The organism is Streptomyces sp. NPDC048191 (genome assembly GCF_040652655.1).
Classification (GTDB): domain Bacteria; phylum Actinomycetota; class Actinomycetes; order Streptomycetales; family Streptomycetaceae; genus Streptomyces.
In genome coordinates, this window is the sequence record NZ_JBEZMO010000002.1 from 131,311 (window position 1) to 153,723 (window position 22,413).

Here is a 22,413-nt window from a genome sequence, read left to right on the forward strand (position 1 = left end):
ACGGATTTCCACCCATGCCGCCCGGTTCATCTCCCCGTCGGCCACCGTACATGGCCGAAACCTTGACAACTCCCGGGCGGAGGCTGGAGATTGACGCGCGTAGAAGTTGGGGGGACAACTGTTCACTCGGCTCTACGCGTGTCACGGAGGGCCACCACCCCCACACGCTCCCGTACCACCCTCGTCCCGGCGCTCAGTCACGTCCCCGGAGGGATCCCTTGCCGAGCAGGTCTTCCGCGCGCCTCGCCGCGCTCACCGTCGCCGCCGTCTGCAGTGCGGCGTCCGCCGTCGTCCTCACCTCCCCCGCGCACGCCGACGCGGTGCGCATCCACGACATCCAGGGCACGACCCGGATATCCCCGTTCGCCGGGCAGAAGGTGACGGACGTACCCGGCATCGTCACCGCCACGCGCACGTACGGCTCCTCCAGAGGTTTCTGGCTCCAGGATCCGAGCCCGGACGACAACCCGGCCACCAGCGAGGGCGTCTTCGTCTTCACCGGCTCCACGCCGAAGGTCGCGGTCGGCGACTCGGTGACGGTGACCGGCACCGTCTCCGAGTACGTCCCGGGCGGCGCCTCCTCCGGCAATCAGTCCCTGACGGAGATCACCAAGCCGACGGTCACCACGGTCTCCACGGGCAACCCGGTCCCGGCGCCGGTCGTGATCGACGCGAAGTCGGTCCCGGACGCGTACACCCCGGCCGGCGACACGGCAGCGAACGGCTCCATCAACGGCCTGACCCTGGACCCGGCCCAGTACGCCCTGGACTACTACGAGTCCCTCGAGGGCATGAACGTCCAGGTCGAGAACACCCGCGTGGTCACCGGAACCGACCCTTACAGCGAGCTGTGGGTCACGGTGAAGCCGTGGGAGCACCGCAACCGCCGGGGCGGCACGGTCTACGGCTCCTACGACTCCCAGAACACCGGCCGGCTGCAGATCCAGTCGCTGGGCGCCACCGCGGACTTCCCGAAGGCGAACGTCGGCGACACCCTGGAGGGCACCACCACCGGCCCGCTGGACTTCAACCAGTTCGGCGGCTACACCCTCGTCGCGAGCGAGCTCGGCACGCTGAAGAGCGGCGGCCTGGAGCGCGAGACCACGCGGCAGCAGTCGGCCCGCGAGCTGGCGGTGGCCACCTACAACGTCGAGAACCTCGACCCGTCGGACAAGACCTTCGACCAGCACGCCGCCGCGATCGTGAACAACCTGCAGTCGCCGGACATCGTGTCCCTGGAGGAGATCCAGGACGACAACGGCGCCACGGACGACGGCACGGTCGACGCGAGCGTCACCGTGAACAAGCTGATCGACGCGATCGTCGCGGCGGGCGGCCCGAAGTACGACTGGCGCTCGATCAACCCGGTCAACGACCAGGACGGCGGCGAGCCGGGCGGCAACATCCGCCAGGTATTCCTGTTCAACCCGGAGCGGGTGTCCTTCGTGGACCGCGCGGGCGGCGACTCCACCACGGCGGTCGGCGTCACCAAGGAGAACGGCAAGGCCGAGCTGACGGTCTCCCCGGGCCGGATCGACCCGTCGAACGCGGCCTGGCAGGCCAGCCGCAAGCCGCTGGTCGGCCAGTTCGTCTTCCACGGCAAGACCGTCTTCGTGATCGGCAACCACCTGATCTCCAAGGGCGGCGACCAGCCGCTGACCGCGCAGTACCAGCCGGTGACCCGCGGCTCGGAGATCCAGCGCCACGCGCAGGCGACCGAGGTGAACACGTTCGTCAAGGACATCCTGAAGATCCAGAAGAACGCGAACGTCATCGCGCTCGGCGACATGAACGACTTCGAGTTCTCCGGCACCGCCAAGATCATGGAGGGTGACGGCGAGCTGTGGTCGGCGATCAAGTCGCTGCCGAGGAGCGAGCGTTACACCTACGACTACCAGGGCAACGAGCAGGTCCTGGACCAGATCCTGATCAGCCCGGCGATCCGGCGCGGCTGCGACTTCGAGTACGACAGCGTGCACATCAACTCGGAGTTCCACGACCAGATCAGCGACCACGACCCGCAGGTGCTGCGCTTCCGCCCGTGACGTGTGCTCAGGACCGGCTGAACACCCCGTTCAGCCAGTCCTGCCAGGCGGTCTCGTTCGCCCCGGCGTCGGCGTCCGGCGCGAAGTCGTGGACGCTGATGCCGAGCGGGGCGCCCCAGTGGCCGCGCCCGAAGAAACGGATCAGGGCGCTGTCGGTGCGCAGCCCGATGAAGTACGGGTTCCGGTAGTCGAGTACGGCGTCCAGGGTCCGCCCGCCGGGGCCCTGGACGGCGGCCTTCGCACCGGCGGCGGCGTCGTCCGCCAGGCCGAGGGCGTGACCGACGGCGGCGAGCGCCTGCGGGGTCCCCGAGGCCGCGGGTCCGTTCAGCTGGGCGAAGGCGACCGGGCGGGGCGCGAAGTGCGTCAGGTACTCGCACAGGGTGTGCAGGTAGAAGTTGGTGTGCTTGCTCGCGCCGTCGTACTGGTTGTTCCAGTCGTCGGTGAAGATGCCGCTGTGGACGTAGCGCACCCAGGAGCGGCGGCCCTCGTCGCGGGGCTCGATGGTGTAGTCGAGCTGGTTCAGGGACTGGACCGGGAAGCCGACGTCCTCGCTGCGGTTGGTGTACCGGTGGGGCGGGTCCCAGGCGGTGACGGTGGAGCCGAAGGGTCCCGCGCCGCCGACCCTCGGCTCGGGCGGGTCCATCGGCCAGAGATAGCCACCGGTGCCGGTGGTGACGGCGTCCCAGACCTTCTCCGGCGGGACGTCGACCTCGAACTCGCGGACGATCTCGAATTCCTGGGACATGGCGGGGCTCTTTCTCACTGGTCCAGTGCGGGGGCGGGCTGCTGGTCCTTGACCGTGGGGTGGAGTGCGACGACGATCCGGTGGTCGCGGCCGTCCTCGGCGTCGGGGGCGTCGTACTTGCGGATCAGCGCGCTCACGCCCGCCGTCAGCTCCTGCACGAAGGCCGCGCGGTCGGCGGCGGAGGCGAAGCGGACCTGGCCGTCGAGGGCGTAGGTCGCCAGCCGCTTGCGGGCCCGGGTGGCGCCGGTGATCAGCGCGCCGACGTCGCGCACCAGGCGGGCGCCGAGCGCGAGCAGCCAGCGCGCGGACAGCTGGTCCCGGAAGCGGTCCGGGTCGGGCTGCACCGCGGGCAGGGCGGCCGGCGAGATGACGTACGACGCGGCCGTCGCGCGCATCAGCCGCTCGGTGACGTTGCCCTTGCGGCGCTCTCCGGCCAGTTCGACCAGGCCGTGCCGCTCCAACGCCTTGAGGTGGTAGTTCACCTTCTGCCGGGGCAGCCCGACCTTTCCGGCCAGCATCGCCGCCGAGGCGGGTTCGACGGCCAGTTCGGCGAGCAGCCGGGCCCTCGTGGGGTCCAGCGACACGGCCGCAGCCTCGGGATCCTCGATCACCGTCACATCCAGCATGCGTCCACCCTCTCACCGAAAACTTTTATTGTCCAGACGGACCCAGTTTTCGGTGAGAGGGTGGTGAGCGGACGGGTGTGCGGCCTGCCGCGCGGCCGTGGTCAGCGGTGGCGCAGCCGGCGCCAGGCGATGGCGGCCGTCACCGCTGCCGCGCCCAGCACGCCCACGGCGATGACCGGTCCCGGATGGCGCATGCCCGCGCGCACGGTGCCGCGCAGGGGCTGGGGGACGGTGCCCTCGACGGCGTGGCCCGCGCGTCCGGCACGTTGCTGCACGGCGTGGCCCGCGTGCCCGGCCCGCTCCTGGACGGCGTGTCCCATCTGCGCCGCCCGGCCCTGCATCGCGTGACCGGCCCCGGCCGCCCTGCCCTGCACGGCGTGCCCGGCCTGCGCCGCCCGGCCCTGCATCGCGTGACCCGCCTTGGCCGCCCTGTCCTGCATGCCGTGTCCGGCCTGGGCGGCGCTCACGCGCAGCTGTACGGTCATGGCGCCGGCCTTGTCCATCAGGTCGGCGGCCCGCACCCGGGCCCGGCCCTTCACATCGGCCTTCCCGACCAGCTGGGCGACGGTGTCGCCGAGCTGGTGCCTGGTGTGCTCGATCTGCTGCCGCAGCTCGTCGGGGCCCTTGGCGCCCGAACCGTGCGGAATCCTGTGTTTCATCGGTGTGCCCTTTCCCTGATCTCCTCGACGTCCGCCCTGACGCTGCCGAGCGCCTCCTCGGGGGCGGGCGGGGCCGCACGGCGCAACTGGGCGCGTCCCGTCGCGGCCAGGACCGCGGCGACGACGAACAGCGCGACGGCGACGGTCAGCGCCGCCGCCCACACGGGCAGCGCCGCGCAGAGGGCGGCGGTGGCCGACGCGGCCAGGGCGATCAGCCCGACGTACCCGACGGCGCCCGCGGCGCCCAGCAGTCCGCCGCCGCGTCCGGCGCGCCGCCCCTTCTCGGCCAACTCCTCCCTGGCGAGGGCCACTTCCTGCCGCAGCAGCCGGGACAGCTGTTCGGTGGCCCGTCCGACGAGTTCGCCCGTGGAGGGGCGCCCGCCGGCCGCGGGCCGTGCCTGTGGGGTCACGGTCACGATGCTCCGCCTCCTCTCCGTACGGAACATCCGGGTACCCGGGCCGGGGACCATCAGTCCGTCAGTCCTGCCGCGCTCCCCCCGTTCCCGCGCTCGCCGAGACGCGCGAGTTGGCTCTGGAACCAGTCGAGGCGTGCCTGCAACAGCGCCGCCTCCGCGGCTAGTTCGGGCACACCGGGCTCCGCGCCGACCGCCAACCCGGCGGACGGGTGCCCCGTACCGCCCTCCCCCGCCACCACCCGCAGCCCCTCTCCGGCCAGCCGGGCGAAGCCGGCGAGCGAGACGGACGTACGGCCGCGCACACAGCCGGCGCAGACGGGGACGAGGGCCTTCCAGCCGGGTCTGCCCCAGCCGGCGTCGGCGAGCGCGGCGGCGGTGGCGCCGCAGGCGCACGGGCCGGCGGTGGCCGTGCGCACCCGCTGCCGGGCGTAGCGGAAACCGCGCTCGAAGCGGATGTAGGCGCCGAGCACCGAGACCTCCAGCAGGAGGGCCGCGCGGTGTTCGGCGGTGCACAGCATGGCCTCGGCGGCCGCGCGGTCGTGGACGCAGTGGAAGCCGCAGTCGCACAGACGGGCGGGCGGGCGGTGCCGGCGCCCGTAGACGCAGGAGGCGTCGTCGAGCACGGCGTACGGCAGTGCGCCGCCGAGCGACACACCGGTGAACCCGGCCCGGGTGCCGTCCTGCGACAGCACCGGGTGGGCGATCTTGTATCCGGTCGGCGGCCGCGCCGGGCGTTCCGCCGGGAGCCGGAGCCTCATCGGGCGGCCGGCACCTCTTCGCCGGCCGGCTCGGCCGGTTCGGTGCGGGCGGTCCCCCCGGGGAGCGGGGCCCCGAGGACGACCTCCTCGTGGGCGGCCTCCTCGTGGACGGCCTCCTCGTGGACGAGCGGCCGCTCCTCGGCGACTCCGGTGGCCAGTGCCTTGCCGAGCTTCATGGTGCCTCCCATGACGGACGTCGGTGACCCTCCGGCCATAGTGACCCATGAGGGGCCGAGTTGGACACAGGACCTTCGTCCGCCGCCAGCTCCTAGCAGCAATGCTTAGCAATACCTCGTAGGAGAATTAAGTAGAGCTTCACCGAGGAGGTGCCGAGACTACTCCCATGACGAGCACCGGCACCACCGCCCGGCCCTTCGGCCGCACTCTCTGCGCGATGATCACGCCGTTCACCGAGGAGGGCGCCCTCGACCTGGACGGTGCCCGGAAGCTGGCCACGTGGCTGGTGGCCGAGGGCTGCGACGGCCTGGTGCTGAACGGCACCACGGGGGAATCGCCCACCACCACGGACGCGGAGAAGTCCGAGCTGGTCGCGGCGGTCCGGGAGGCGGTCGGCGACCGGGTGTCGCTGGTCACGGGCGTGGGCAGCGCCGACACCCGGCACACCGTCGAACTGGCCCTCGCGGCCCGGAAGGCGGGCGCCGACGGAGTGCTCGTGGTGACGCCCTACTACAGCAGGCCGCCACAGGAGGCGGTGGAGGCGCACTTCCGCGCGGTCGCCGACGCCGTCGCTCTGCCCGTGATGCTCTACGACATCCCGGGCCGCACCGGCACCCGGATCGAGCCGGAGACGGTGATCCGCCTGGCCGCGCACCCGCGGATCGTGGCCGTCAAGGACTGTTCCTACGACTTCCTCGGCGCCCAGAAGGTGCTGGCGCACACGGACCTGGCGTACTACGCGGGCTGCGACGAGCACGTCCTCGCGCTGTACGCGGTCGGCGCGGCGGGCTGTGTCAGCACGGTCGCGAACGCCGTCCCCGGCGCGATCGCCGCGATCCTGGACGCCTTCGACGCGGGCGACACCGCCCGGGCCACCGGACTCCAGTTGCGGGCGACGCCGCTGATCGAGGCGATGATGGGCGCGGGCCTGCCCGGCACGGTCACCGCCAAGGCCCTCCTCACCCGCCTGGGCCTGCCCGCGGGCCCGGTGCGCGCACCGCTGCTGCCCGCCGGCCGGGATGCGGCCGACGGGCTGCTGACGCGGTACGAGGAACTCGTGACGGCCTGATCAGCGGTCGGCGAACACCGGCTCCCAGTCCCGCTCACCGTGGCCGTCGTTCGGCTCCTGGAAACCGCTGAGCGGGACGACCTGGGTGCTGCCGATCGTGACCAGCACCAGCCGGGGCCGGTACCGCTCCACGTCCGGATCCCGCTCCCAGGCGATGAGCCGCTCGTCGTCCGCCCAGGCGACCAGTTCCGCGCCGCGCACCCGGGTGATCTCCCTGCCGGTCAGCGGATCACGGATCGAGGAGTACGACGTGTGGTGCGGCTCCGCCACCAGCCCCCAGGCGGCGAGCCGCCCGCCGGGGGACAGCCGGGCGCTCACGTCCGACCGCAGTTGACGCTCGTTCGCGGGCGCGGCGACCTTCCGGCCCGTGAAGTCGTAGAACTGCTGCATGCCGTCGCGGGGTCCCACGATCCGCGAGTACAGCAGGTCACCCGCGCGGCTGAAGGCGAAGTCCTCCCGGCCCAGGAACTCCCGGCCCGGTGCGACCGCGACCCAGTCCCCCTTGCCCGAGGCCAGGTCCACGACCTCGAAGCCGGTCCGGGACGAGGAGTCGAACCGCGGCCCCCAGACCGAGCGGCCGGTCCGCGCGTCCCTGGCCTTCTCGAACCCGTCGGGATTGTCCGTGTACGTCGTGGCGACCAGCCTGCGCCCGTCCCGCGAGAAGGCGAGCCCTCCGACACCGTGCGACACCGGGATCCACCGCTCGACCTCCCCCGTCGCGAGGTCGAGCAGTCCGATCCGGGCGGCGGGCAGCGTCCGTTCCAGCACGGCGGCGGTCCTCAGACCCGGCGCGACGGCGACGAACGACCACCGGTCGTCCTTCTCGTACCGGCCGGTCCGCGGGTTCAGGAGCCGGTACGTGCGCTCGCCCGTCGCGTAGCGGGAGTCCCGCGGCACCACCTCGGTGGTGTAGTACGCGGCCACCGCCGACCGCCCCGCCGCGATCAGCTCGCGCGGCGGCCCCTGGTCGGGGTGCGCGATGACGTCACGGGAGTCCAGCGTGCCGGACGGCCGTACGTCCCTCTTGCCGCCGGAGTCCAGCAGCGGCACCCCGACGCCGACGGCGACCACCGCGGCGGTGGCGACGGCGACGGACGCCAGCCGGCGGGTACGGCGGCGCCGGCGGGCGCCCAGCACCCGGTCGGCGAATCCCGGTGGTGCCGGCGGCTGCTGCGCGGCCTGTTCCCGCAGCGCGTCGCGCACGAGTTCCTCGACGTTCACGGGCGCACCTCCACGGGCGAGAAGTCACGGGACGGGTGCTGCGGCCGGGGGTCCAGCGCCGCCAACTCGGGGGCCAGTTCCCGCAGTCTGGCCAGGGAGCGATGGGCGGTGGACCGTACGGTGCCCACGGAGCAGCCCAGGATCCGGGCCACGTCGGCCTCGGGCAGGTCCTCGAAGTAGCGCAGCACCAGCACGGTGCGCTGGCGGGCGGTGAGCCGGGACAGGGCCGTGCGCAGCACGAGCCGCAACTCGGCGGCCCCGGACGCGTCCGGGGCCACGGCGCCCTCCGGCAGCTCCGCGACGGTCACCTCCCGCCGTGGCCACTTCAACCGCCACCGGCTGATCTGCTGCCGGTACAGGATCCGCCGTACGTACGCCTCCGGCTCCTCGATCCGCTGCCACCGTCCGGCCGCCTTGACGAGCGCGTTCTGCAGCAGGTCCTCGGCGGCGTGCCGGTCGCCGCCGCTCAGCAGGACAGCGGTCCTCAGCAGCGCGGACGACCTGCCGGCCACGAACTGTCGGAAGTTCTCCTGCGCTTGGGCATCCATCGTCACCTTCTCTTTCCCCCGGGCCCCTCGTCGTCCGGGCCCTGCACCCGTCCTGACGCGCGGACCCGGCACCGGCTATGCCCCTCACCCGGAAGAATTTTCCGGTGCCCCACCGCCTCCCCTGCCGTACGGTGTCCCCGTGCGCCGCCCCCTGCTGTTCCTGGACGTCGACGGCCCCCTCAACCCCTACGCGGCCAAGCCGGAGCGCCGGCCCGAGGGATACACGACGATCCGCGTGCCCCTCGCCCCCCGGCGGCCCCTGCGGGTCTGGCTGAACCCGGCCCACGGCCCTGCCCTGCTCCGTCTCGGCTACGACCTGTGCTGGGCGACGAGCTGGATGGCCGAGGCCAACGTCTGGATCGCCCCGGTCGTCGGCCTGCCCACCGACCTGCCCCACGTCGACTTCGGCAGCGGTCTGTTCGCGGAGCGCCCGGACGGCGTCCACTGGAAGACGGAAGCCATCGTGGCGCACGCCGAAGGCCGCCCGTTCGCCTGGGTGGACGACGAGCAGAGCCCGGCGGACACCAGGTACGTCGAGGCCCACCATCCGGGCCCCGCATTGCTGCGGCACGTGAACCCCAGGCTCGGTCTGGGTGCGGTCGACTTCGCGGTACTGGCGGAGTTCGCGGCGGCTGCGCTACGCCGACGCGCGCCCACTGGTGGACAGGGCCGGTGGCCATGAGCCGATCACCGCTACGCGACGGTCAGAACAATGCCTCCCGGCGGGGGATCGGCCGGCACCGGGATGGACGGGGAACGACAGCCACACGGGCGCTCCGCCCCAGCTCAGAAGCCTCCCAGGTCAGCGACCACCCGCATACGCGATCTTCCAAACTGGGGCTGAGCCATGGGGCGGCGTCGGGTCGCCGACGTCAATGTTCAGGCTGACACCTCGCGATGATCACGACCGTCCAGGGCACTGGTTCGGGAGCTTTTTCAGCCGGCCGGGAATCCATCCATGCCAATACCTCTACGGCACTCTCGTAACTGGGCAGAAGTCCCTCAGCGTTGGGACGGATACGCAGCTCACCCCACACCTCTGCTTCGTAGCTGTAGCAGAGCCAAGAGTGGGAGAAGGAGACGCCGTACTCAACACCCACCACGTCGAACCCCAGGATCCTGGCGTCGGGCGGTAGGGACTGACCGGCAGACAGCAGTGTCAAAGCTGAGGGCTCGGTCGACTCTCGTTCCTCCGACTCCGCCCACGTCGTCGATGAGGCGTGATCACGCTTCAAGAGCTGGGCGTCCTCCTGGCTGAGGCCAACAGCCAGCAGTTCCGCAGCGGGCGCAAACCGGATACGGGCATGTTCGGCTTCCGCCCGATCGATGTACCAGTCGTAGAACTCGGGATGAGGAGTCCCATCGGCCAAAAAGCAACGACTGATCGTGACGAACCGTGCAGGCACGAGGTTGGAGTCCTGCCAGGGCTCGCGGACGACGGGCAGGGCAAGCACATAGCCGCCAAGTACGACGTCATCGGCCTTCAGGAGCTCCATGACGGCATTCAAGCTGACATCAGCACGTGACATCAACGTTGCCGGACCGTGGCGGTGTGCCGTCCCGGGACGTTGGTGACACGCGGGCCGGGTGCCTGAACAGGCGAGGGGATGCCTTCACGTCTCGGCGCGGCGGAACTTACGGTTTGTGGGTTACCCAGAGCAGTTCCGCCGGCCAGCGGTGTGCCCAGTCGGGTGGGTCGGTTTCGTTGTAGCCGTTGGGTGTTCCGGGTTCGGTCCGCGGCTCGATGAGGTCGTCGATGACGAGACCCGCGCCGCGCAAGACCTTGACCCAGTCGCCGTAGGTGAGCTGATAGCTGGTCGCGCCGTCGTCTTCGGCGATGGCGTTCAGCCCGAAGTAGTCCATCTGCAGCGTCGTGGTCACGCGGCTGGCGGCTTCGTCGTAGCAGACTTCGAACCAGGGGCTGGCGACGTTGAACACCAGGCGCCCGCCTGGGCGCAAGACGCGCGCGGCCTGCGGGACGGCCAGGTGCGGGGGTGCCCAGCTGAGCCCGCCGAAGTCGCAGAACACCAGGTCGAAGCTGTCGGCGGCGAAGGGGAGTTGTTCGGCGGCGCCTTGCACCAGCGGGTAGCGGGCCGCTCCCATCGCGCGTGCCGCTGCGGCGAGTTGGGCTTCGGACAGGTCGAGCCCGACCACGGTTGCGCCCTCGGCGGCGAGCGCCCTGGACCACTGGCCGGCCCCGCAGCCGAGTTCGAGGACGCGCTTGCCGGTGACGTCGCCCAGGGCGTGCAGGTGCGCGTCGGGGATGGAGTACATGCCCCACAGCCGGGGTGTGGCGCCGATTCGCGGGTCGTGCTGGTGCTGGTAGGCGCTGCTGATCTGGTTCCAGAGCCGCCGGTTGTCAGGGTTGCTGTCCACGCGCCGACTCCAGCACTGCCTGCCGGGGGCGGTCAACACGATCAGGGCACTGGCCGGCCCTCGCCTCGGTCCGCCCTGGCTCGGCCCATCATCCGCCGGACGAGCCCCATGGTTGCGCCGGACTCCATGGTGACGCGACGCGCCACAGGGTCATCGCGGCAGGCGCACGTGCCGTAGTGGCACTCCCTCGCTGCACCACAACCGCACCAGATCGAGCGGGGAACAGCGGGGAATCACGGTGAAAGCAGCACTGCGGCCGCGGGCCGGCCGTCGTCGAACCGCTTGGAGCGGGGCCCACGCGCGAGCGCCCTCCCGGGCCGTCCTGGGGCCGTGGAAGGGCGCTCGATGGTGACCGACGCCGACAGCTGCCGACAGCTCATCAGCAGGTCACGGCCGCCGGTGATCAGTTGTGGCTGTGCAGGATGTCGTTCAGGCCGCCCCAGACCGCGTTGTTCGGGCGGGCCTCGACCGTGCCGGTGACCGAGTTGCGGCGGAAGAGGATGTTGGAGGCGCCGTTCAGCTCGCGGGCCTTGACGATCTGGCCGTCGGGCATGGTGACCCGGGTGCCCGCGGTGATGTAGAGGCCGGCCTCGACCACGCACTCGTCGCCGAGCGCGATGCCGACGCCCGCCTCCGCGCCGATCAGGCAGCGCTCGCCGATGGAGATGATCACGTTGCCGCCGCCGGACAGCGTGCCCATGGTGGAGGCGCCGCCGCCGATGTCGGAGCCGTTGCCGACCACGACGCCCGCGGAGATCCGGCCCTCGACCATGGAGGTACCGAGCGTGCCGGCGTTGAAGTTGACGAAGCCCTCGTGCATGACGGTGGTGCCCTCGGCGAGGTGCGCGCCGAGGCGGACCCGGTCGGCGTCGGCGATGCGCACGCCCTTGGGGGCGACGTAGTCGGTCATCCGCGGGAACTTGTCGATCGAGGTGACCTGCAGGTGCAGGCCCTCGGCGCGGGCGTTCAGCCGCACCTTCTCGATGTCGTTCACGGCGACCGGGCCGAGCGAGGTCCACGCCACGTTGGCGAGGTGCCCGAAGATGCCGTCCAGGCTCTGGCCGTGCGGCTTGACCAGGCGGTGCGAGAGCAGGTGCAGGCGCAGGTAGGCGTCGTGCGCGTCGATCGGCTTCTCGTCCAGCGAGGCGATGACCGTGCGGACCGCGACCACCTCGACGCCCCGGCGGGCGTCCGGGCCGATCGCCGCGGTCGCGCCGCCGCCCAGCAGCTGAGCCGCCTGCTCGGCGGTGAGCCGCTCGGTACCGGCGGGGCCCGGCGCCTCGACAAGTTCGGGGGCCGGGAACCAGGTGTCGAGAACGGTGCCGTCGGAGGCGAGTGTGGCGAGGCCGGCGGCGACGGCGCCGGTGGTGCGGGTGGCAGAGTCGGTCATGAAGGAAAACCTAACGTGGGCGGGGTGGTGAGGGCGAACCGCGTCTCACCTGCCGGGCGCGGCTTCAGGGGATCAGCCGAGCCAGCGCGGCGCGGGCGTACTCCTCGTCGTACGAACCGCCGGTCAGCAGCACCTGGAGGCAGATCCCGTCCATCAGGGCCACCAGCGCCCGCGCCGTCACCGGGTCCACCCGTGCGGCCAGCCGCTGGGCCGTCTCCTGCGCCCACTGGGCGGCCACCGGACGCAGGGCGGGACGGCGCAGGGCCGCGAGATACAGCTCGTACTCCAGTTCCACGCCCGGCCGGTCTCGTCCGAGCCATTCACCGAGGACACGGGCGAGACCGGCGGCCAGGTCGCCGTCCGCGTCCGCCAGGACCCGGCTCGCGTCGAGCACCTGCGCGAACCCCTCGTTGGCCTGGCAGAGGGCGGCCACCAGCAGGTCGTCGAGGGTGGCGAAGTGGTAGGTCGTGGAGCCCAGCGGGACGTCGGCCTCGGCGGCGACGGAGCGGTGGCTCAGGCCGGCGATGCCGTCCCGGGCGGCCACCCGGATCGCCGCGTCGATGATCCGCCGGCGCCGGTCGGGGTCGTAGCGGCGGGGCATCAGTGGCTCGCCCCGCCCAGGTTCAGCACGACCACTCCGCCGATGATCAGCAGGATCCCGCCGACCTTGGCCACGCCCAGCCCCTCCCCGAACAGCAGCAGGCCGAGCACGGCGATCGTCGCGGTGCCGACCCCGGACCAGATCGCGTACGCCGTGCCGATCTGCACGGTCTTCAGCGTCTGGGCGAGCAGCGCGAAGGAGACGAGGTAGCCCAGAGCCGTCACCAGAGAGGGCCAGAGCCGGCTGAAACCCTCGCTGTACTTCATCGCCGTCGTCGCGGCGACCTCGGCGGCGATGGCGCCGGCGAGCGTCAGGTATCCCATGTGTACGAGCGTACACAACGGTTGTGTACGGGCGTACACAACGAGAAAGTTTCACTTTCACAGAAACCGCTCACTAGACCCCGGCCGACCACTAATGTGCGGGCCCATGCCCGACCACACCCCCCATCCCTGGGAGACCGGCCGTCCCGCCGACGCCTCCCGTACCCCCGGCACCCGAAGACTCTGGCTGGCCGGCGCGCTCGCGCTCGCGGTGGTCACCGCCTGCGTCACCGCCCTGACCATGAACTCCGGGCCCTCGCGGACCGCGGCCGCCCCGCGGACGACCGGAGCCCCCACGGACGACGGGCCCGGCCTGCTCTCCTTCGCCTCTCCGCCCACCGGTGGCACTCCGGACCGCACGGCCCGCAGCGGCATGTCCGCGGCGACCTCGCCGGGCGGCACCCTCTCCCCCGCCGCACAGCGGCCGTCGGCGCCGCCGAGTCCCGCCCCCTCGCCCGGCGGCCGGTCGACGAAGCCCGCACGGACCCGCACGTCCGTCCGCTCCCTCAACTACCCCGACCGTTACTGGCACATCAGCGGCGACCTCGTGCGACTCGACCCCGTCCGCACCCCCGCCGACCGACGTGCCGCGACCTTCACCGTCGTCAAGGGCCTTGCCAACAGCGGCTGTCACTCTTTCGTCACGGCGGACGGCGACTACCTGCGCCACCGGAACTTCCTGCTGCGCGCCGAACACGACGACGGCACCGCCCTGTTCCGTCAGGACGCCACCTTCTGCGCGCGCCGGTCGTCCCTCGGCGGAGCGACCATGCTGGAGTCGGTCAACTACCCGGGCCGCTTCCTGCGCCACCAGAACTTCCAGCTGAAGCTGGCCCCGTACGAGGACACCGAGCTGTACCGCGCGGACTCGGCGTTCCTGCTCGTGGACGGGCTGGGCTGAGGACGCCGAAAGGGGCCGCGGCACATGGCCACGGCCCCTTTTCCCAGCTCTGTGTCAGACGTTGAACCCGAGCGCCCGAAGCTGCTCCCGGCCGTCGTCCGTGATCTTGTCGGGGCCCCACGGGGGCATCCAGACCCAGTTGATGCGCAGCTCGTTGACGAGGCCGTCCGTGGCGGACTTGGCCTGGTCTTCGATGACGTCCGTCAGCGGGCAGGCCGCCGAGGTCAGGGTCATGTCGACGGTGGCGATGTTGGAGTCGTCGATGTGGATGCCGTAGATCAGGCCGAGGTTGACGACGTCGATACCCAGCTCCGGGTCGACGACGTCCATCAGGGCCTCGCGGAGCTCCTCCTCGGAGGCCGGCTTCATCTCAGCGGTGTCGGTCATGCCGTCTTCCTTTCGGCTTCGGCGCCACCCAGCGCCTGGGCCGTCGCGTCCTTCCACGCCATCCAGCTCAGGAGGGCGCACTTGACCCGCGCGGGGTACTTGGAGACACCGGCGAACGCGACCGCGTCCTCCAGGATGTCCTCCATCGCGTCGTCCGGCTCGATCCTGCCCTTGGACTGCATCAGCTCCAGGAAGGTCTCCTGGATCTTCTGCGCCTCGGTCAGGTCCTTGCCGACCAGCAGCTCGTTCAGCACGGAGGCCGAGGCCTGGCTGATCGAGCAGCCCTGGCCCTCGTACGAGACGTCCTCGATCTTCGTGCCGTCGTACTTCACTCGGAGGGTGATCTCGTCGCCACAGGTCGGGTTCACATGGTGCACCTCGGCGTCGCCATCCCTCAGACCACGCCCGTGCGGGTTCTTGTAGTGGTCCAGGATGACTTCCTGGTACATCGAATCCAGCTTCACCGTTTCAGCACGCCCCTCAGCCGAAGAAGTTCCGTACGTGCTCCAGCCCCTCGACCAGTGCGTCGATCTCGGCCGGCGTGGAGTACAGATAGAACGACGCTCGCGTGGTCGCAGGAATTCCGTAGCGGAGGCAGACGGGCCGCGCGCAGTGGTGGCCGACGCGGACCGCGATGCCCTGCTCGTCCAGGACCTGTCCCACGTCGTGCGGGTGGATGTCGCCGAGGGTGAAGGAGATCGCGGCGCCCCGGTCCTCGGCCGTCGTCGGGCCGATGATCCGCAGGTCCGGGACCTCGGCGAGCTTCTTGACCGCGTACTCGGTCAGCGCGTGCTCATGGGCGAGGATCTTGTCCATGCCGATCGAGTTGAGGTAGTCGATCGCGGCGCCGAGACCGACCGCCTGGGCGATCGGCGGCGTACCCGCCTCGAACTTGTGCGGCGCGGGAGCGTACGTCGAGGAGTGCATCGAGACGGTCTCGATCATCTCGCCGCCGCCCAGGAACGGAGGCAGGTCCTCCAGCAGCTCCTGACGGCCCCAGAGGACGCCGATGCCCGTCGGACCGCACATCTTGTGGCCGGTGAAGGCGACGAAGTCGGCCTGGAGGGCCTGCACGTCCACCGGCATGTGCGGGGCGGCCTGGGAGGCGTCGATGCAGACCAGCGCGCCGACCTCCTGCGCGCGGCGCACTATGGCCTCGACCGGGTTGACCGTGCCCAGGATGTTCGACACCAGCACGAAGGAGACGATCTTCGTCTTCTCCGTGATGACCTCTTCGATGTTCGACAGGTCCAGGCGGCCGTCGTCGGTCAGGCCGAACCACTTCAGCTTCGCGCCCGTGCGCTGCGCCAGCAGCTGCCACGGCACGATGTTGGAGTGGTGCTCCATCTCCGTGATGACGATCTCGGTCTCGTGGTCCACCCGGTAGGGCTCGTCGGCCCAGCCCAGCATGTTCGCCACGAGGTTCAGCGACTCGGAGGCGTTCTTGGTGAAGATCACCTCGTCGCGGCTCGGCGCGTTGACGAACTCGGCGACCTTGTCGCGCGCGCCCTCGTACAGCGCCGTGGCCTCCTCGGCGAGCACATGCACACCGCGGTGGACGTTGGCGTTGTAGCGCTCGTAGTACTCGCTCAGGGCGTCCAGCACCTGGCGCGGCTTCTGCGAGGTCGCAGCGTTGTCCAGGTACACGAGCTTCCTGCCGTCGTGGACCAGTCGGTCCAGGACGGGGAAGTCCTTGCGGATCGCCTCGGTGTCGAGGAGGCCCGGCAGCTGTGTCACTCGGATGCGCCACCCTTCGTGTAGGCCTCGTAGCCCTCGTTCTCCAGCTTGTCCGCGAGCTCGGGACCACCGGACTCGACGATGCGGCCGCCGGCGAAGACGTGGACGTGGTCGGGCTTGATGTAGCGCAGGATGCGCGTGTAGTGCGTGATCAGCAGGGTGCCGACCTCGCCGGTCTCGCGGACGCGGTTGACGCCCTCGGAGACGATGCGGAGCGCGTCGACGTCCAGGCCGGAGTCGGTCTCGTCGAGGATCGCGACCTTCGGCTTGAGCAGCTCGAGCTGGAGGATCTCGTGGCGCTTCTTCTCACCGCCGGAGAAGCCCTCGTTGACGTTGCGCTCGGCGAAGGACGGGTCCATGTTGAGGCGCTCCATGGCCTCCTTGACCTCCTTCACCCAGGTGCGCAGCTTGGGGGCCTCGCCGCGGATCGCGGTGGCGGAGGTGCGCAGGAAGTTGGAGACCGAGACGCCGGGGACCTCGACCGGGTACTGCATCGCCAGGAACAGGCCGGCGCGGGCGCGCTCGTCGACGGACATCTCCAGGACGTCCTCGCCGTCGAGCAGCACGGTGCCGCTGGTGATCGTGTACTTCGGGTGACCAGCGAGGGAGTAGGCGAGGGTCGACTTGCCGGAGCCGTTGGGGCCCATGATGGCGTGCGTCTCGCCCTGCTTCACGGTGAGGTCGACGCCCTTGAGGATCTCCTTCGTGGCGTTGTCGGCCTCGACGGTGACGTGCAGGTCTCGGATTTCAAGCGTTGCCATGGGTGCCTCAGGACTCCTGGGTGAGGGAGACGAGAACGTCGTCCCCTTCGATCTTTACGGGGTATACGGGGACGGGGCGCGTGGCCGGGAGGCCGGACGGCTTGCCGGTGCGGAGGTCGAAGGAGGAGCCGTGCAGCCAGCACTCGATCTGGCAGTCCTCCACCTCGCCCTCGGAGAGGGAGACGTTCGCGTGGGAGCAGATGTCGTAGATCGCGAACACCTCGCCCTCGGTCTTGACGACCGACACCGGCGTGCCGTCGAGTTCCACCCGCTTCGGGGTGTCCTCCTCCAGCTCGCTCAGCCCACAGGCGCGTACGAAGGTCATGCGACCGAAGCCTCCAGCTCCTCCTCGATCTTGGCGAGCAGGCGCTCCTCGATGTCGGCGACACCGATCTGCTGGACCAGCTCGGCGAAGAAGCCGCGGACCACCAGGCGGCGGGCCTCGTGCTCCGGGATGCCGCGGGCCATCAGGTAGAAGAGCTGCTCGTCGTCGAAGCGGCCGGTGGCGGAGGCGTGGCCGGCGCCGACGATCTCGCCGGTCTCGATCTCCAGGTTCGGCACCGAGTCGACGCGCGCGCCGTCCGTGAGGACCAGGTTGCGGTTCATCTCGTAGGTGTCCGTGCCCTCGGCCCTGGCCTCGATGAGCACGTCGCCGATCCAGACCGCGTGCGCGTCGTCGCCCTGCAGCGCGCCCTTGTAGACGACGTTCGACTTGCAGTGCGGGGTGTTGTGGGTGACCAGCAGGCGGTGCTCCTGGTGCTGCGCGGCGTCGGTGAAGTACAGCCCGAAGAGCTCGGCCTCGCCGCCGGGACCCGCGTAGGTGACGCGCGGGTGCAGGCGGACCACGTCGCCGCCGAAGGTGACGACCACCGACTTGAAGGAGGCGTCCCGGCCGATCAGCGCGTTGTGCTGGGCGACGTGAACGGCCTTGTCGTCCCAGTCCTGGACGGAGACGACGGTCAGCTTGGCGCCGTCACCGAGGACGTAGTCGACGTTGGCGGCGAGCACCGCGTCACCGGTGTGGTCGATGACCACGACGGCCTCGGCGAAGGCGCCCAGCTCGATCACCTGGTGGCCGAAGGCGGTGCCGCCCTGGCCGTGCACCGCGATGCGGATCGGCTCGGTGAGGACGGTCTCCTTGGGGACGGTCACGACCGAGGCCTTCTCGAAGGCGGAGTACGCCTGCGCGGCGATGCGGTCCACCGGGGTGCCCGCCCTGCCGAGGCGCGCGTCGTCGCGGCCGACGGCCTCGACGGTGACGCCCTCGGGGGCCTGTACGTCGACCTTCACACCGTCGCCGTTCGCGACGGCGGTGCCGTCGTGCAGCCCGCGCAGGCGCTCCAGCGGGGTGAACCGCCACTCCTCCTCGCGGCCGTGCGGGACCGGGAAGTCCGCGACGTCGAAGGACGGGGGCGCGCTCATGCGCGAGACGACGGTCGACTCCGCGGCGACCGCGATCGAGCCGGCGGTGGTGGAACCCACCGGGATGTTCTGGGCCTCAGCCATGGCTGTCGTAATGCTCGCTTTCTTGCGTATGGGCTTGACGGGGGTGCGGACCGGTGACTAACCGACCGCGCCCTCCATCTGCAGCTCGATCAGCCGGTTGAGCTCCAGCGCGTACTCCATGGGCAGCTCCTTGGCGATCGGCTCGACGAAGCCGCGCACGATCATCGCCATCGCCTCGTCCTCGGACAGACCGCGGCTCATCAGGTAGAAGAGCTGGTCCTCGGAGACCTTGGAGACGGTGGCCTCGTGGCCCATGGACACGTCGTCCTCGCGGACGTCGACGTACGGGTACGTGTCCGAGCGGGAGACGGTGTCGACCAGCAGCGCGTCGCACAGCACGTTGGACTTCGACCCGGCGGCGCCCTCGCCGATCTCGATCAGACCACGGTAGGAGGTACGGCCACCACCGCGCGCGACCGACTTGGAGACGATGTTGGACGAGGTGTTCGGCGCCATGTGGACCATCTTGGCGCCGGCGTCCTGGTGCTGGCCCTCGCCGGCGAAGGCGATGGACAGGGTCTCGCCCTTGGCGTGCTCGCCCATCAGGTAGACGGCCGGGTACTTCATCGTCACCTTGGAGCCGATGTTGCCGTCGATCCACTCCATGGTCGCGCCCTCGTAGGCCACGGCGCGCTTGGTGACCAGGTTGTAGACGTTGTTCGACCAGTTCTGGATGGTCGTGTAGCGGCAGCGGGCGTTCTTCTTGACGATGATCTCGACGACCGCGGAGTGCAGCGAGTCCGACTTGTAGATCGGGGCCGTACAACCCTCGACGTAGTGCACGTAGGCACCCTCGTCGACGATGATCAGGGTCCGCTCGAACTGGCCCATGTTCTCCGTGTTGATCCGGAAGTAGGCCTGGAGCGGGATCTCGACGTGCACGCCCTTCGGCACGTAGATGAAGGAGCCGCCGGACCACACGGCGGTGTTCAGCGCGGCGAACTTGTTGTCACCGGCCGGGATGACCGTGCCGAAGTACTCCTTGAAGAGCTCCGGGTGCTCCTTCAGCGCGGTGTCGGTGTCGAGGAAGATGACGCCCTGCTCCTCCAGGTCCTCGCGGATCTGGTGGTAGACGACCTCGGACTCGTACTGGGCGGCGACGCCGGCGACCAGGCGCTGCTTCTCGGCCTCCGGGATGCCCAGCTTGTCGTAGGTGTTCTTGATGTCCTCGGGCAGGTCCTCCCAGGACTCCGCCTGCTTCTCCGTGGAGCGCACGAAGTACTTGATGTTGTCGAAGTCGATGCCGGAGAGGTCGGAGCCCCAGTTCGGCATGGGCTTCTTCTCGAAGAGCTTCAGGCCCTTCAGGCGGAGCTTCGTCATCCACTCCGGCTCCGACTTCTTGCCGGAGATGTCACGGACGACGTCCTCGTTCAGGCCGCGCCTGGCGGAGGCACCGGCCACGTCGGAGTCGGCCCAGCCGTATTCGTACTTGCCCAGGCCCTCGAGCTCAGGGTGGGCAGTCTCCGTGGGGAGAGTCATGCGGGGTTCCTCCCGGCCGTGCTTGCAGGTGCGTCAGTGGATGTCTTGGGGATGAACGTCGTGCAGACGCCGTCGCCGTGCGCGATGGTCGCCAGTCGCTGGACGTGGGTACCCAGCAGCTCGGCGAAGATCTCCGTCTCCGCCTCGCACAGCTGCGGGAACTGCTCCGCGACGTGGGCGACGGGGCAGTGGTGCTGGCAGAGCTGCTCGCCGACCGGTGCGCTGCGCGCCGTAGCAGCGTACCCGTCGACGCTCAAGGCCTTGGCCAGCGCTTCGGCGCGCTTGTCCGGCGTCACGGCCTCGATCGCCTCGCGGTACGCGCCGGCCTGGGCGGCGATCCGGGCGCGGGCGAAGGCGGCGACCGCCTCGGGGCCGCCCCCCTGCTCGGCGATCCAGCGCAGCGCGTCCGCGGCGAGCTTGTCGTACGACTGGTCGAAGGCGTCCCGGCCGCAGTCGGTCAGTGCGAAGACCTTGGCGGGACGGCCGCGCGTGCGCGTGCCGTACACGCGCTGCTCGCGGGCCTCGACGACGTCGTCGGCGACCAGTGCGTCCAGGTGACGCCGGACGGCCGCCTGGGTCAGTCCCAGCCGGCCGGCGAGCTCGGCGACGGTCGACGGGCCGTGGTCCAGGATGGAGCGCGCGACGCGGTTGCGCGTGGAGCGCTCACCGGTCGCGAGTTCCTCCTGTGGGGCCCCCAGGGGAGCCTCCCGAGCCTCGCCGACGTTTTTCACAACGCCATTGTTGCGTAATTCCGCGGAGCCTGACAAGCGGCGTCCGGATCATCGGGCGGTGCCCTGCGTCACTTAGGCATACCTAATCCGACCTGCGAAAACGATCTTTGATCGATCATCGGTGAGCAATTCGGTGGCGTCGCCCGGGGCCCGTCCGGAAGACTCCGCAAGCATGGCGACACCCCCTCCGACCGGCCCTCTTGTCACGCGGGACACCCTCGCCGCACAGGTGCGCCTGCTCGGCGTCGAGACCGGTGAGATCCTCCTCGTCCATTCCTCGCTCCGCTCCCTCGGATGGGTGAACGGAGGCGCCGTCGCCGTCGTCCAGGGACTCCTCGACGCCCTGGGGCCGTCCGGCACGCTCGTCGTCCCCGCCCAGTCGGCCCAGCTGTCCGACCCGGCGCTGTGGGTGAGGCCTCCGGTGCCCCGCGAGTGGTGGGACCGGATCCGGGCCACCATGCCGCCGTACGACCCGCTGACCACCCCCACGCGCGGGGTCGGCGTGATCCCCGAGACCGTGCGGACCTGGCCGGGTGCCCTGCGCAGCGCCCACCCGCACACCTCCTTCGCGGCGCTCGGCCCGCACGCGCGGGAGATCACCGAAGGCCACGCACCCGACTGCCGGCTCGGCGAGCGCAGCCCGCTGGCCCGGCTGGAGCAGCGGGGCGCCCGGGTCCTGCTGCTCGGCGCGGGCTACGACTCCTGCACCTCGTTCCACCTGGCCGAGTACCGGATACCCGCGCCGCTCGCCGAGGTCGGACGGCCGGCCCCGGGCGGCGGCTGGGAGACCGTGGTCGAGGTGTCGATCGACGCCGACCGGTTCGACGAGCTGGGCCACGACTTCGAGCGGGACCGCCCCGTCGTGCGCGGCAGGGTCGGCGCGGCGGACGCACGGCTGTTCCCGGTGGCGGACGCGGTGGCCTACGCGGAGCGGTGGCTGCCGCTGCACCGACCTCGTGCGGAGGACTTCCCGCACCCCCGCGCCTGAGCCGTCCGGGCCCTCCCTAGACTCTGGATCCATGCGAAACGAGCCCGTGGTCCAGGTCCAGGCCCTGGTGAAGCGGTACGGCACGAAGACCGCGGTGGACGGCCTCGACCTGGTGGCCGAGGCGGGCGTGACCGCCGTACTCGGTCCCAACGGAGCCGGGAAGACGACGACGGTCGAGACCTGCGAGGGGTACCGGAAGCCGGATTCCGGCACGGTGCGCGTCCTGGGCCTCGACCCGGTACGGCAGTCCGCCGAGCTGCGTCCCCGCATCGGTGTGATGCTCCAGTCCGGCGGGGTGTACTCCGGTGCCCGGGCCGACGAGATGCTCCGGCACGTGGCCAGGCTGCACGCGCATCCGCTGGACGTGGACGCGCTGATCGAACGCCTCGGCCTCGGCTCCTGCGGCCGGACCGGGTACCGGCGGCTCTCCGGCGGCCAGCAGCAGCGGCTCGCGCTCGCCATGGCCGTCGTCGGGCGCCCCGAGCTGGTCTTCCTGGACGAGCCGACGGCCGGCCTCGACCCGCAGGCCCGCCGGGCCACCTGGGACCTGGTGAAGGACCTGCGCGCCGACGGCGTCTCGGTGATCCTCACCACCCACTACATGGAAGAGGCCGAGCAGCTCGCCGACGACGTGGCGATCATCGACGGCGGCCGGGTCATCGCCCAGGGCTCCCCGGAGCAGCTGTGCAAGGGCGGCGCCGAGAACACCCTGCGCTTCAGCGGCCGCCCCGGCCTCGACGTGGGCTCGCTGCTGAAGGCGCTCCCGTCCGACTGCACGGCCGCCGAGCTGACCCCGGGCGGCTACCGGGTCGTCGGCAAGGTCGACCCGCAGCTGCTGGCCACCGTGACCTCCTGGTGCGCCCAGCACGGGGTGATGCCGGACCGGATCTCGGTGGAACGGCACACCCTGGAGGACGTCTTCTTGGAGCTGACCGGCAAGGAGCTGCGCTCGTGACCGTTGGTACCTAC

The 22,413-nt window shown here is 70.8% G+C and carries 27 protein-coding genes; 6 read left to right on the forward strand and 21 right to left on the reverse strand.

Features of this window, described 5'->3' with window-relative positions; translation table 11 throughout:
• Positions 1-218 precede the first annotated feature (218 nt).
• Positions 219-2,045 (forward strand): endonuclease/exonuclease/phosphatase family protein, encoded by a 1,827-nt coding sequence (locus AB0D93_RS03605; RefSeq protein WP_362112297.1) that lies wholly within the window; start codon positions 219-221, stop codon positions 2,043-2,045.
• Positions 2,046-2,052: 7 nt separating this feature from the next.
• Here the strand turns inward: AB0D93_RS03605 and AB0D93_RS03610 are convergent, their stop codons facing one another.
• The 6 genes from AB0D93_RS03610 to AB0D93_RS03635 all read right to left on the reverse strand — a co-directional run bounded on the left by AB0D93_RS03610 (position 2,053) and on the right by AB0D93_RS03635 (position 5,425).
• Positions 2,053-2,790, reverse strand: coding sequence for an SRPBCC domain-containing protein (locus AB0D93_RS03610; RefSeq protein WP_362112300.1), 738 nt, complete (start codon positions 2,788-2,790; stop codon positions 2,053-2,055).
• Positions 2,791-2,804: 14 nt separating this feature from the next.
• A complete protein-coding gene (locus AB0D93_RS03615) occupies positions 2,805-3,416 on the reverse strand; it encodes a helix-turn-helix domain-containing protein (RefSeq protein ID WP_362112303.1) in 612 nt (203 codons plus the stop codon).
• A gap of 101 nt (positions 3,417-3,517) precedes the next feature.
• The gene (locus tag AB0D93_RS03620; RefSeq protein WP_362112306.1) at positions 3,518-4,075 is read right to left on the reverse strand and encodes a DUF3618 domain-containing protein; all 558 of its coding nucleotides are present in this window, start codon (positions 4,073-4,075) and stop codon (positions 3,518-3,520) included.
• Positions 4,072-4,491, reverse strand: a complete 420-nt coding sequence (locus tag AB0D93_RS03625) for a phage holin family protein (RefSeq protein WP_362112308.1) — start codon at positions 4,489-4,491, stop codon at positions 4,072-4,074. The genes AB0D93_RS03620 and AB0D93_RS03625 overlap by 4 nt, the downstream gene beginning before the upstream one ends.
• Before the next feature lie 53 nt (positions 4,492-4,544).
• Positions 4,545-5,249, reverse strand: a complete 705-nt coding sequence (locus tag AB0D93_RS03630; protein ID WP_362112311.1) for a hypothetical protein — start codon at positions 5,247-5,249, stop codon at positions 4,545-4,547.
• Positions 5,246-5,425 carry a hypothetical protein gene (locus AB0D93_RS03635; RefSeq protein WP_362112314.1) on the reverse strand — a complete coding sequence of 60 codons (180 nt, stop codon included), beginning with the start codon at positions 5,423-5,425 and terminating at the stop codon, positions 5,246-5,248. The genes AB0D93_RS03630 and AB0D93_RS03635 overlap by 4 nt, the downstream gene beginning before the upstream one ends.
• A gap of 167 nt (positions 5,426-5,592) precedes the next feature.
• Between AB0D93_RS03635 and dapA the strand changes: the two genes are divergently transcribed.
• The gene (gene dapA / locus AB0D93_RS03640) at positions 5,593-6,495 is read left to right on the forward strand and encodes a 4-hydroxy-tetrahydrodipicolinate synthase (protein ID WP_362112317.1); all 903 of its coding nucleotides are present in this window, start codon (positions 5,593-5,595) and stop codon (positions 6,493-6,495) included.
• Here the strand turns inward: dapA and AB0D93_RS03645 are convergent, their stop codons facing one another.
• Complete coding sequence (locus AB0D93_RS03645; protein ID WP_362112320.1) at positions 6,496-7,716, reverse strand: WD40 repeat domain-containing protein; 1,221 nt, start codon at positions 7,714-7,716, stop codon at positions 6,496-6,498.
• On the reverse strand, positions 7,713-8,264 hold the full coding sequence (locus tag AB0D93_RS03650) for a SigE family RNA polymerase sigma factor (RefSeq protein WP_362112323.1): 552 nt from the start codon (positions 8,262-8,264) through the stop codon (positions 7,713-7,715). The genes AB0D93_RS03645 and AB0D93_RS03650 overlap by 4 nt, the downstream gene beginning before the upstream one ends.
• A gap of 139 nt (positions 8,265-8,403) precedes the next feature.
• Between AB0D93_RS03650 and AB0D93_RS03655 the strand changes: the two genes are divergently transcribed.
• Entirely contained in the window at positions 8,404-8,946 is a 543-nt protein-coding gene (locus AB0D93_RS03655; RefSeq protein WP_362112326.1) for a hypothetical protein, read from the forward strand.
• A gap of 190 nt (positions 8,947-9,136) precedes the next feature.
• On the opposite strand, the gene AB0D93_RS03660 is transcribed toward AB0D93_RS03655, so the two are convergent.
• The 5 genes from AB0D93_RS03660 to AB0D93_RS03680 all read right to left on the reverse strand — a co-directional run bounded on the left by AB0D93_RS03660 (position 9,137) and on the right by AB0D93_RS03680 (position 12,954).
• Complete coding sequence (locus AB0D93_RS03660; protein ID WP_362112329.1) at positions 9,137-9,760, reverse strand: hypothetical protein; 624 nt, start codon at positions 9,758-9,760, stop codon at positions 9,137-9,139.
• Between the two features lie 139 nt (positions 9,761-9,899).
• Positions 9,900-10,640: a methyltransferase domain-containing protein gene (locus AB0D93_RS03665; protein ID WP_362112332.1), complete on the reverse strand. Its 741-nt coding sequence runs from the start codon at positions 10,638-10,640 to the stop codon at positions 9,900-9,902.
• A gap of 403 nt (positions 10,641-11,043) precedes the next feature.
• Entirely contained in the window at positions 11,044-12,030 is a 987-nt protein-coding gene (gene dapD / locus AB0D93_RS03670; RefSeq protein ID WP_362112335.1) for a 2,3,4,5-tetrahydropyridine-2,6-dicarboxylate N-succinyltransferase, read from the reverse strand.
• Positions 12,031-12,094: 64 nt separating this feature from the next.
• On the reverse strand, positions 12,095-12,631 hold the full coding sequence (locus AB0D93_RS03675) for a TetR family transcriptional regulator (RefSeq protein ID WP_362112338.1): 537 nt from the start codon (positions 12,629-12,631) through the stop codon (positions 12,095-12,097).
• Positions 12,631-12,954, reverse strand: coding sequence for a multidrug efflux SMR transporter (locus tag AB0D93_RS03680; protein WP_362112341.1), 324 nt, complete (start codon positions 12,952-12,954; stop codon positions 12,631-12,633). Before AB0D93_RS03680 ends, AB0D93_RS03675 begins: the two co-directional genes overlap by 1 nt.
• A 106-nt stretch (positions 12,955-13,060) precedes the next feature.
• Between AB0D93_RS03680 and AB0D93_RS03685 the strand changes: the two genes are divergently transcribed.
• Positions 13,061-13,855 (forward strand): AbfB domain-containing protein, encoded by a 795-nt coding sequence (locus AB0D93_RS03685; protein WP_362112344.1) that lies wholly within the window; start codon positions 13,061-13,063, stop codon positions 13,853-13,855.
• 54 nt (positions 13,856-13,909) lie between these two features.
• On the opposite strand, the gene AB0D93_RS03690 is transcribed toward AB0D93_RS03685, so the two are convergent.
• The 8 genes from AB0D93_RS03690 to AB0D93_RS03725 are packed head-to-tail and all read right to left on the reverse strand — an operon-like array spanning position 13,910 to position 20,456.
• Positions 13,910-14,242, reverse strand: a complete 333-nt coding sequence (locus AB0D93_RS03690; protein WP_030792219.1) for a metal-sulfur cluster assembly factor — start codon at positions 14,240-14,242, stop codon at positions 13,910-13,912.
• Complete coding sequence (gene sufU, locus AB0D93_RS03695; RefSeq protein ID WP_362112348.1) at positions 14,239-14,706, reverse strand: Fe-S cluster assembly sulfur transfer protein SufU; 468 nt, start codon at positions 14,704-14,706, stop codon at positions 14,239-14,241. Before sufU ends, AB0D93_RS03690 begins: the two co-directional genes overlap by 4 nt.
• A gap of 16 nt (positions 14,707-14,722) precedes the next feature.
• Positions 14,723-15,979, reverse strand: coding sequence for a cysteine desulfurase (locus AB0D93_RS03700; RefSeq protein ID WP_362112351.1), 1,257 nt, complete (start codon positions 15,977-15,979; stop codon positions 14,723-14,725).
• Complete coding sequence (gene sufC, locus AB0D93_RS03705; RefSeq protein ID WP_208901529.1) at positions 15,976-16,740, reverse strand: Fe-S cluster assembly ATPase SufC; 765 nt, start codon at positions 16,738-16,740, stop codon at positions 15,976-15,978. Before sufC ends, AB0D93_RS03700 begins: the two co-directional genes overlap by 4 nt.
• Positions 16,741-16,747: 7 nt before the next feature.
• Positions 16,748-17,065, reverse strand: a complete 318-nt coding sequence (locus AB0D93_RS03710) for a non-heme iron oxygenase ferredoxin subunit (RefSeq protein ID WP_055707850.1) — start codon at positions 17,063-17,065, stop codon at positions 16,748-16,750.
• Positions 17,062-18,246 carry a Fe-S cluster assembly protein SufD gene (gene sufD / locus AB0D93_RS03715; RefSeq protein WP_362112356.1) on the reverse strand — a complete coding sequence of 395 codons (1,185 nt, stop codon included), beginning with the start codon at positions 18,244-18,246 and terminating at the stop codon, positions 17,062-17,064. Before sufD ends, AB0D93_RS03710 begins: the two co-directional genes overlap by 4 nt.
• Positions 18,247-18,303: 57 nt before the next feature.
• Positions 18,304-19,725: a Fe-S cluster assembly protein SufB gene (gene sufB, locus AB0D93_RS03720; RefSeq protein ID WP_189307693.1), complete on the reverse strand. Its 1,422-nt coding sequence runs from the start codon at positions 19,723-19,725 to the stop codon at positions 18,304-18,306.
• Positions 19,722-20,456 carry an ArsR family transcriptional regulator gene (locus AB0D93_RS03725; RefSeq protein WP_362112360.1) on the reverse strand — a complete coding sequence of 245 codons (735 nt, stop codon included), beginning with the start codon at positions 20,454-20,456 and terminating at the stop codon, positions 19,722-19,724. Before AB0D93_RS03725 ends, sufB begins: the two co-directional genes overlap by 4 nt.
• A 172-nt stretch (positions 20,457-20,628) precedes the next feature.
• On the opposite strand from AB0D93_RS03725, the gene AB0D93_RS03730 reads away from it, so the two are divergent.
• Together AB0D93_RS03730 and AB0D93_RS03735 are read left to right on the forward strand one after the other, a co-directional pair.
• Positions 20,629-21,444, forward strand: a complete 816-nt coding sequence (locus AB0D93_RS03730) for an AAC(3) family N-acetyltransferase (protein ID WP_362112363.1) — start codon at positions 20,629-20,631, stop codon at positions 21,442-21,444.
• 31 nt (positions 21,445-21,475) lie between these two features.
• Complete coding sequence (locus tag AB0D93_RS03735) at positions 21,476-22,399, forward strand: ABC transporter ATP-binding protein (protein ID WP_362112366.1); 924 nt, start codon at positions 21,476-21,478, stop codon at positions 22,397-22,399.
• Positions 22,400-22,413 lie beyond the last annotated feature (14 nt).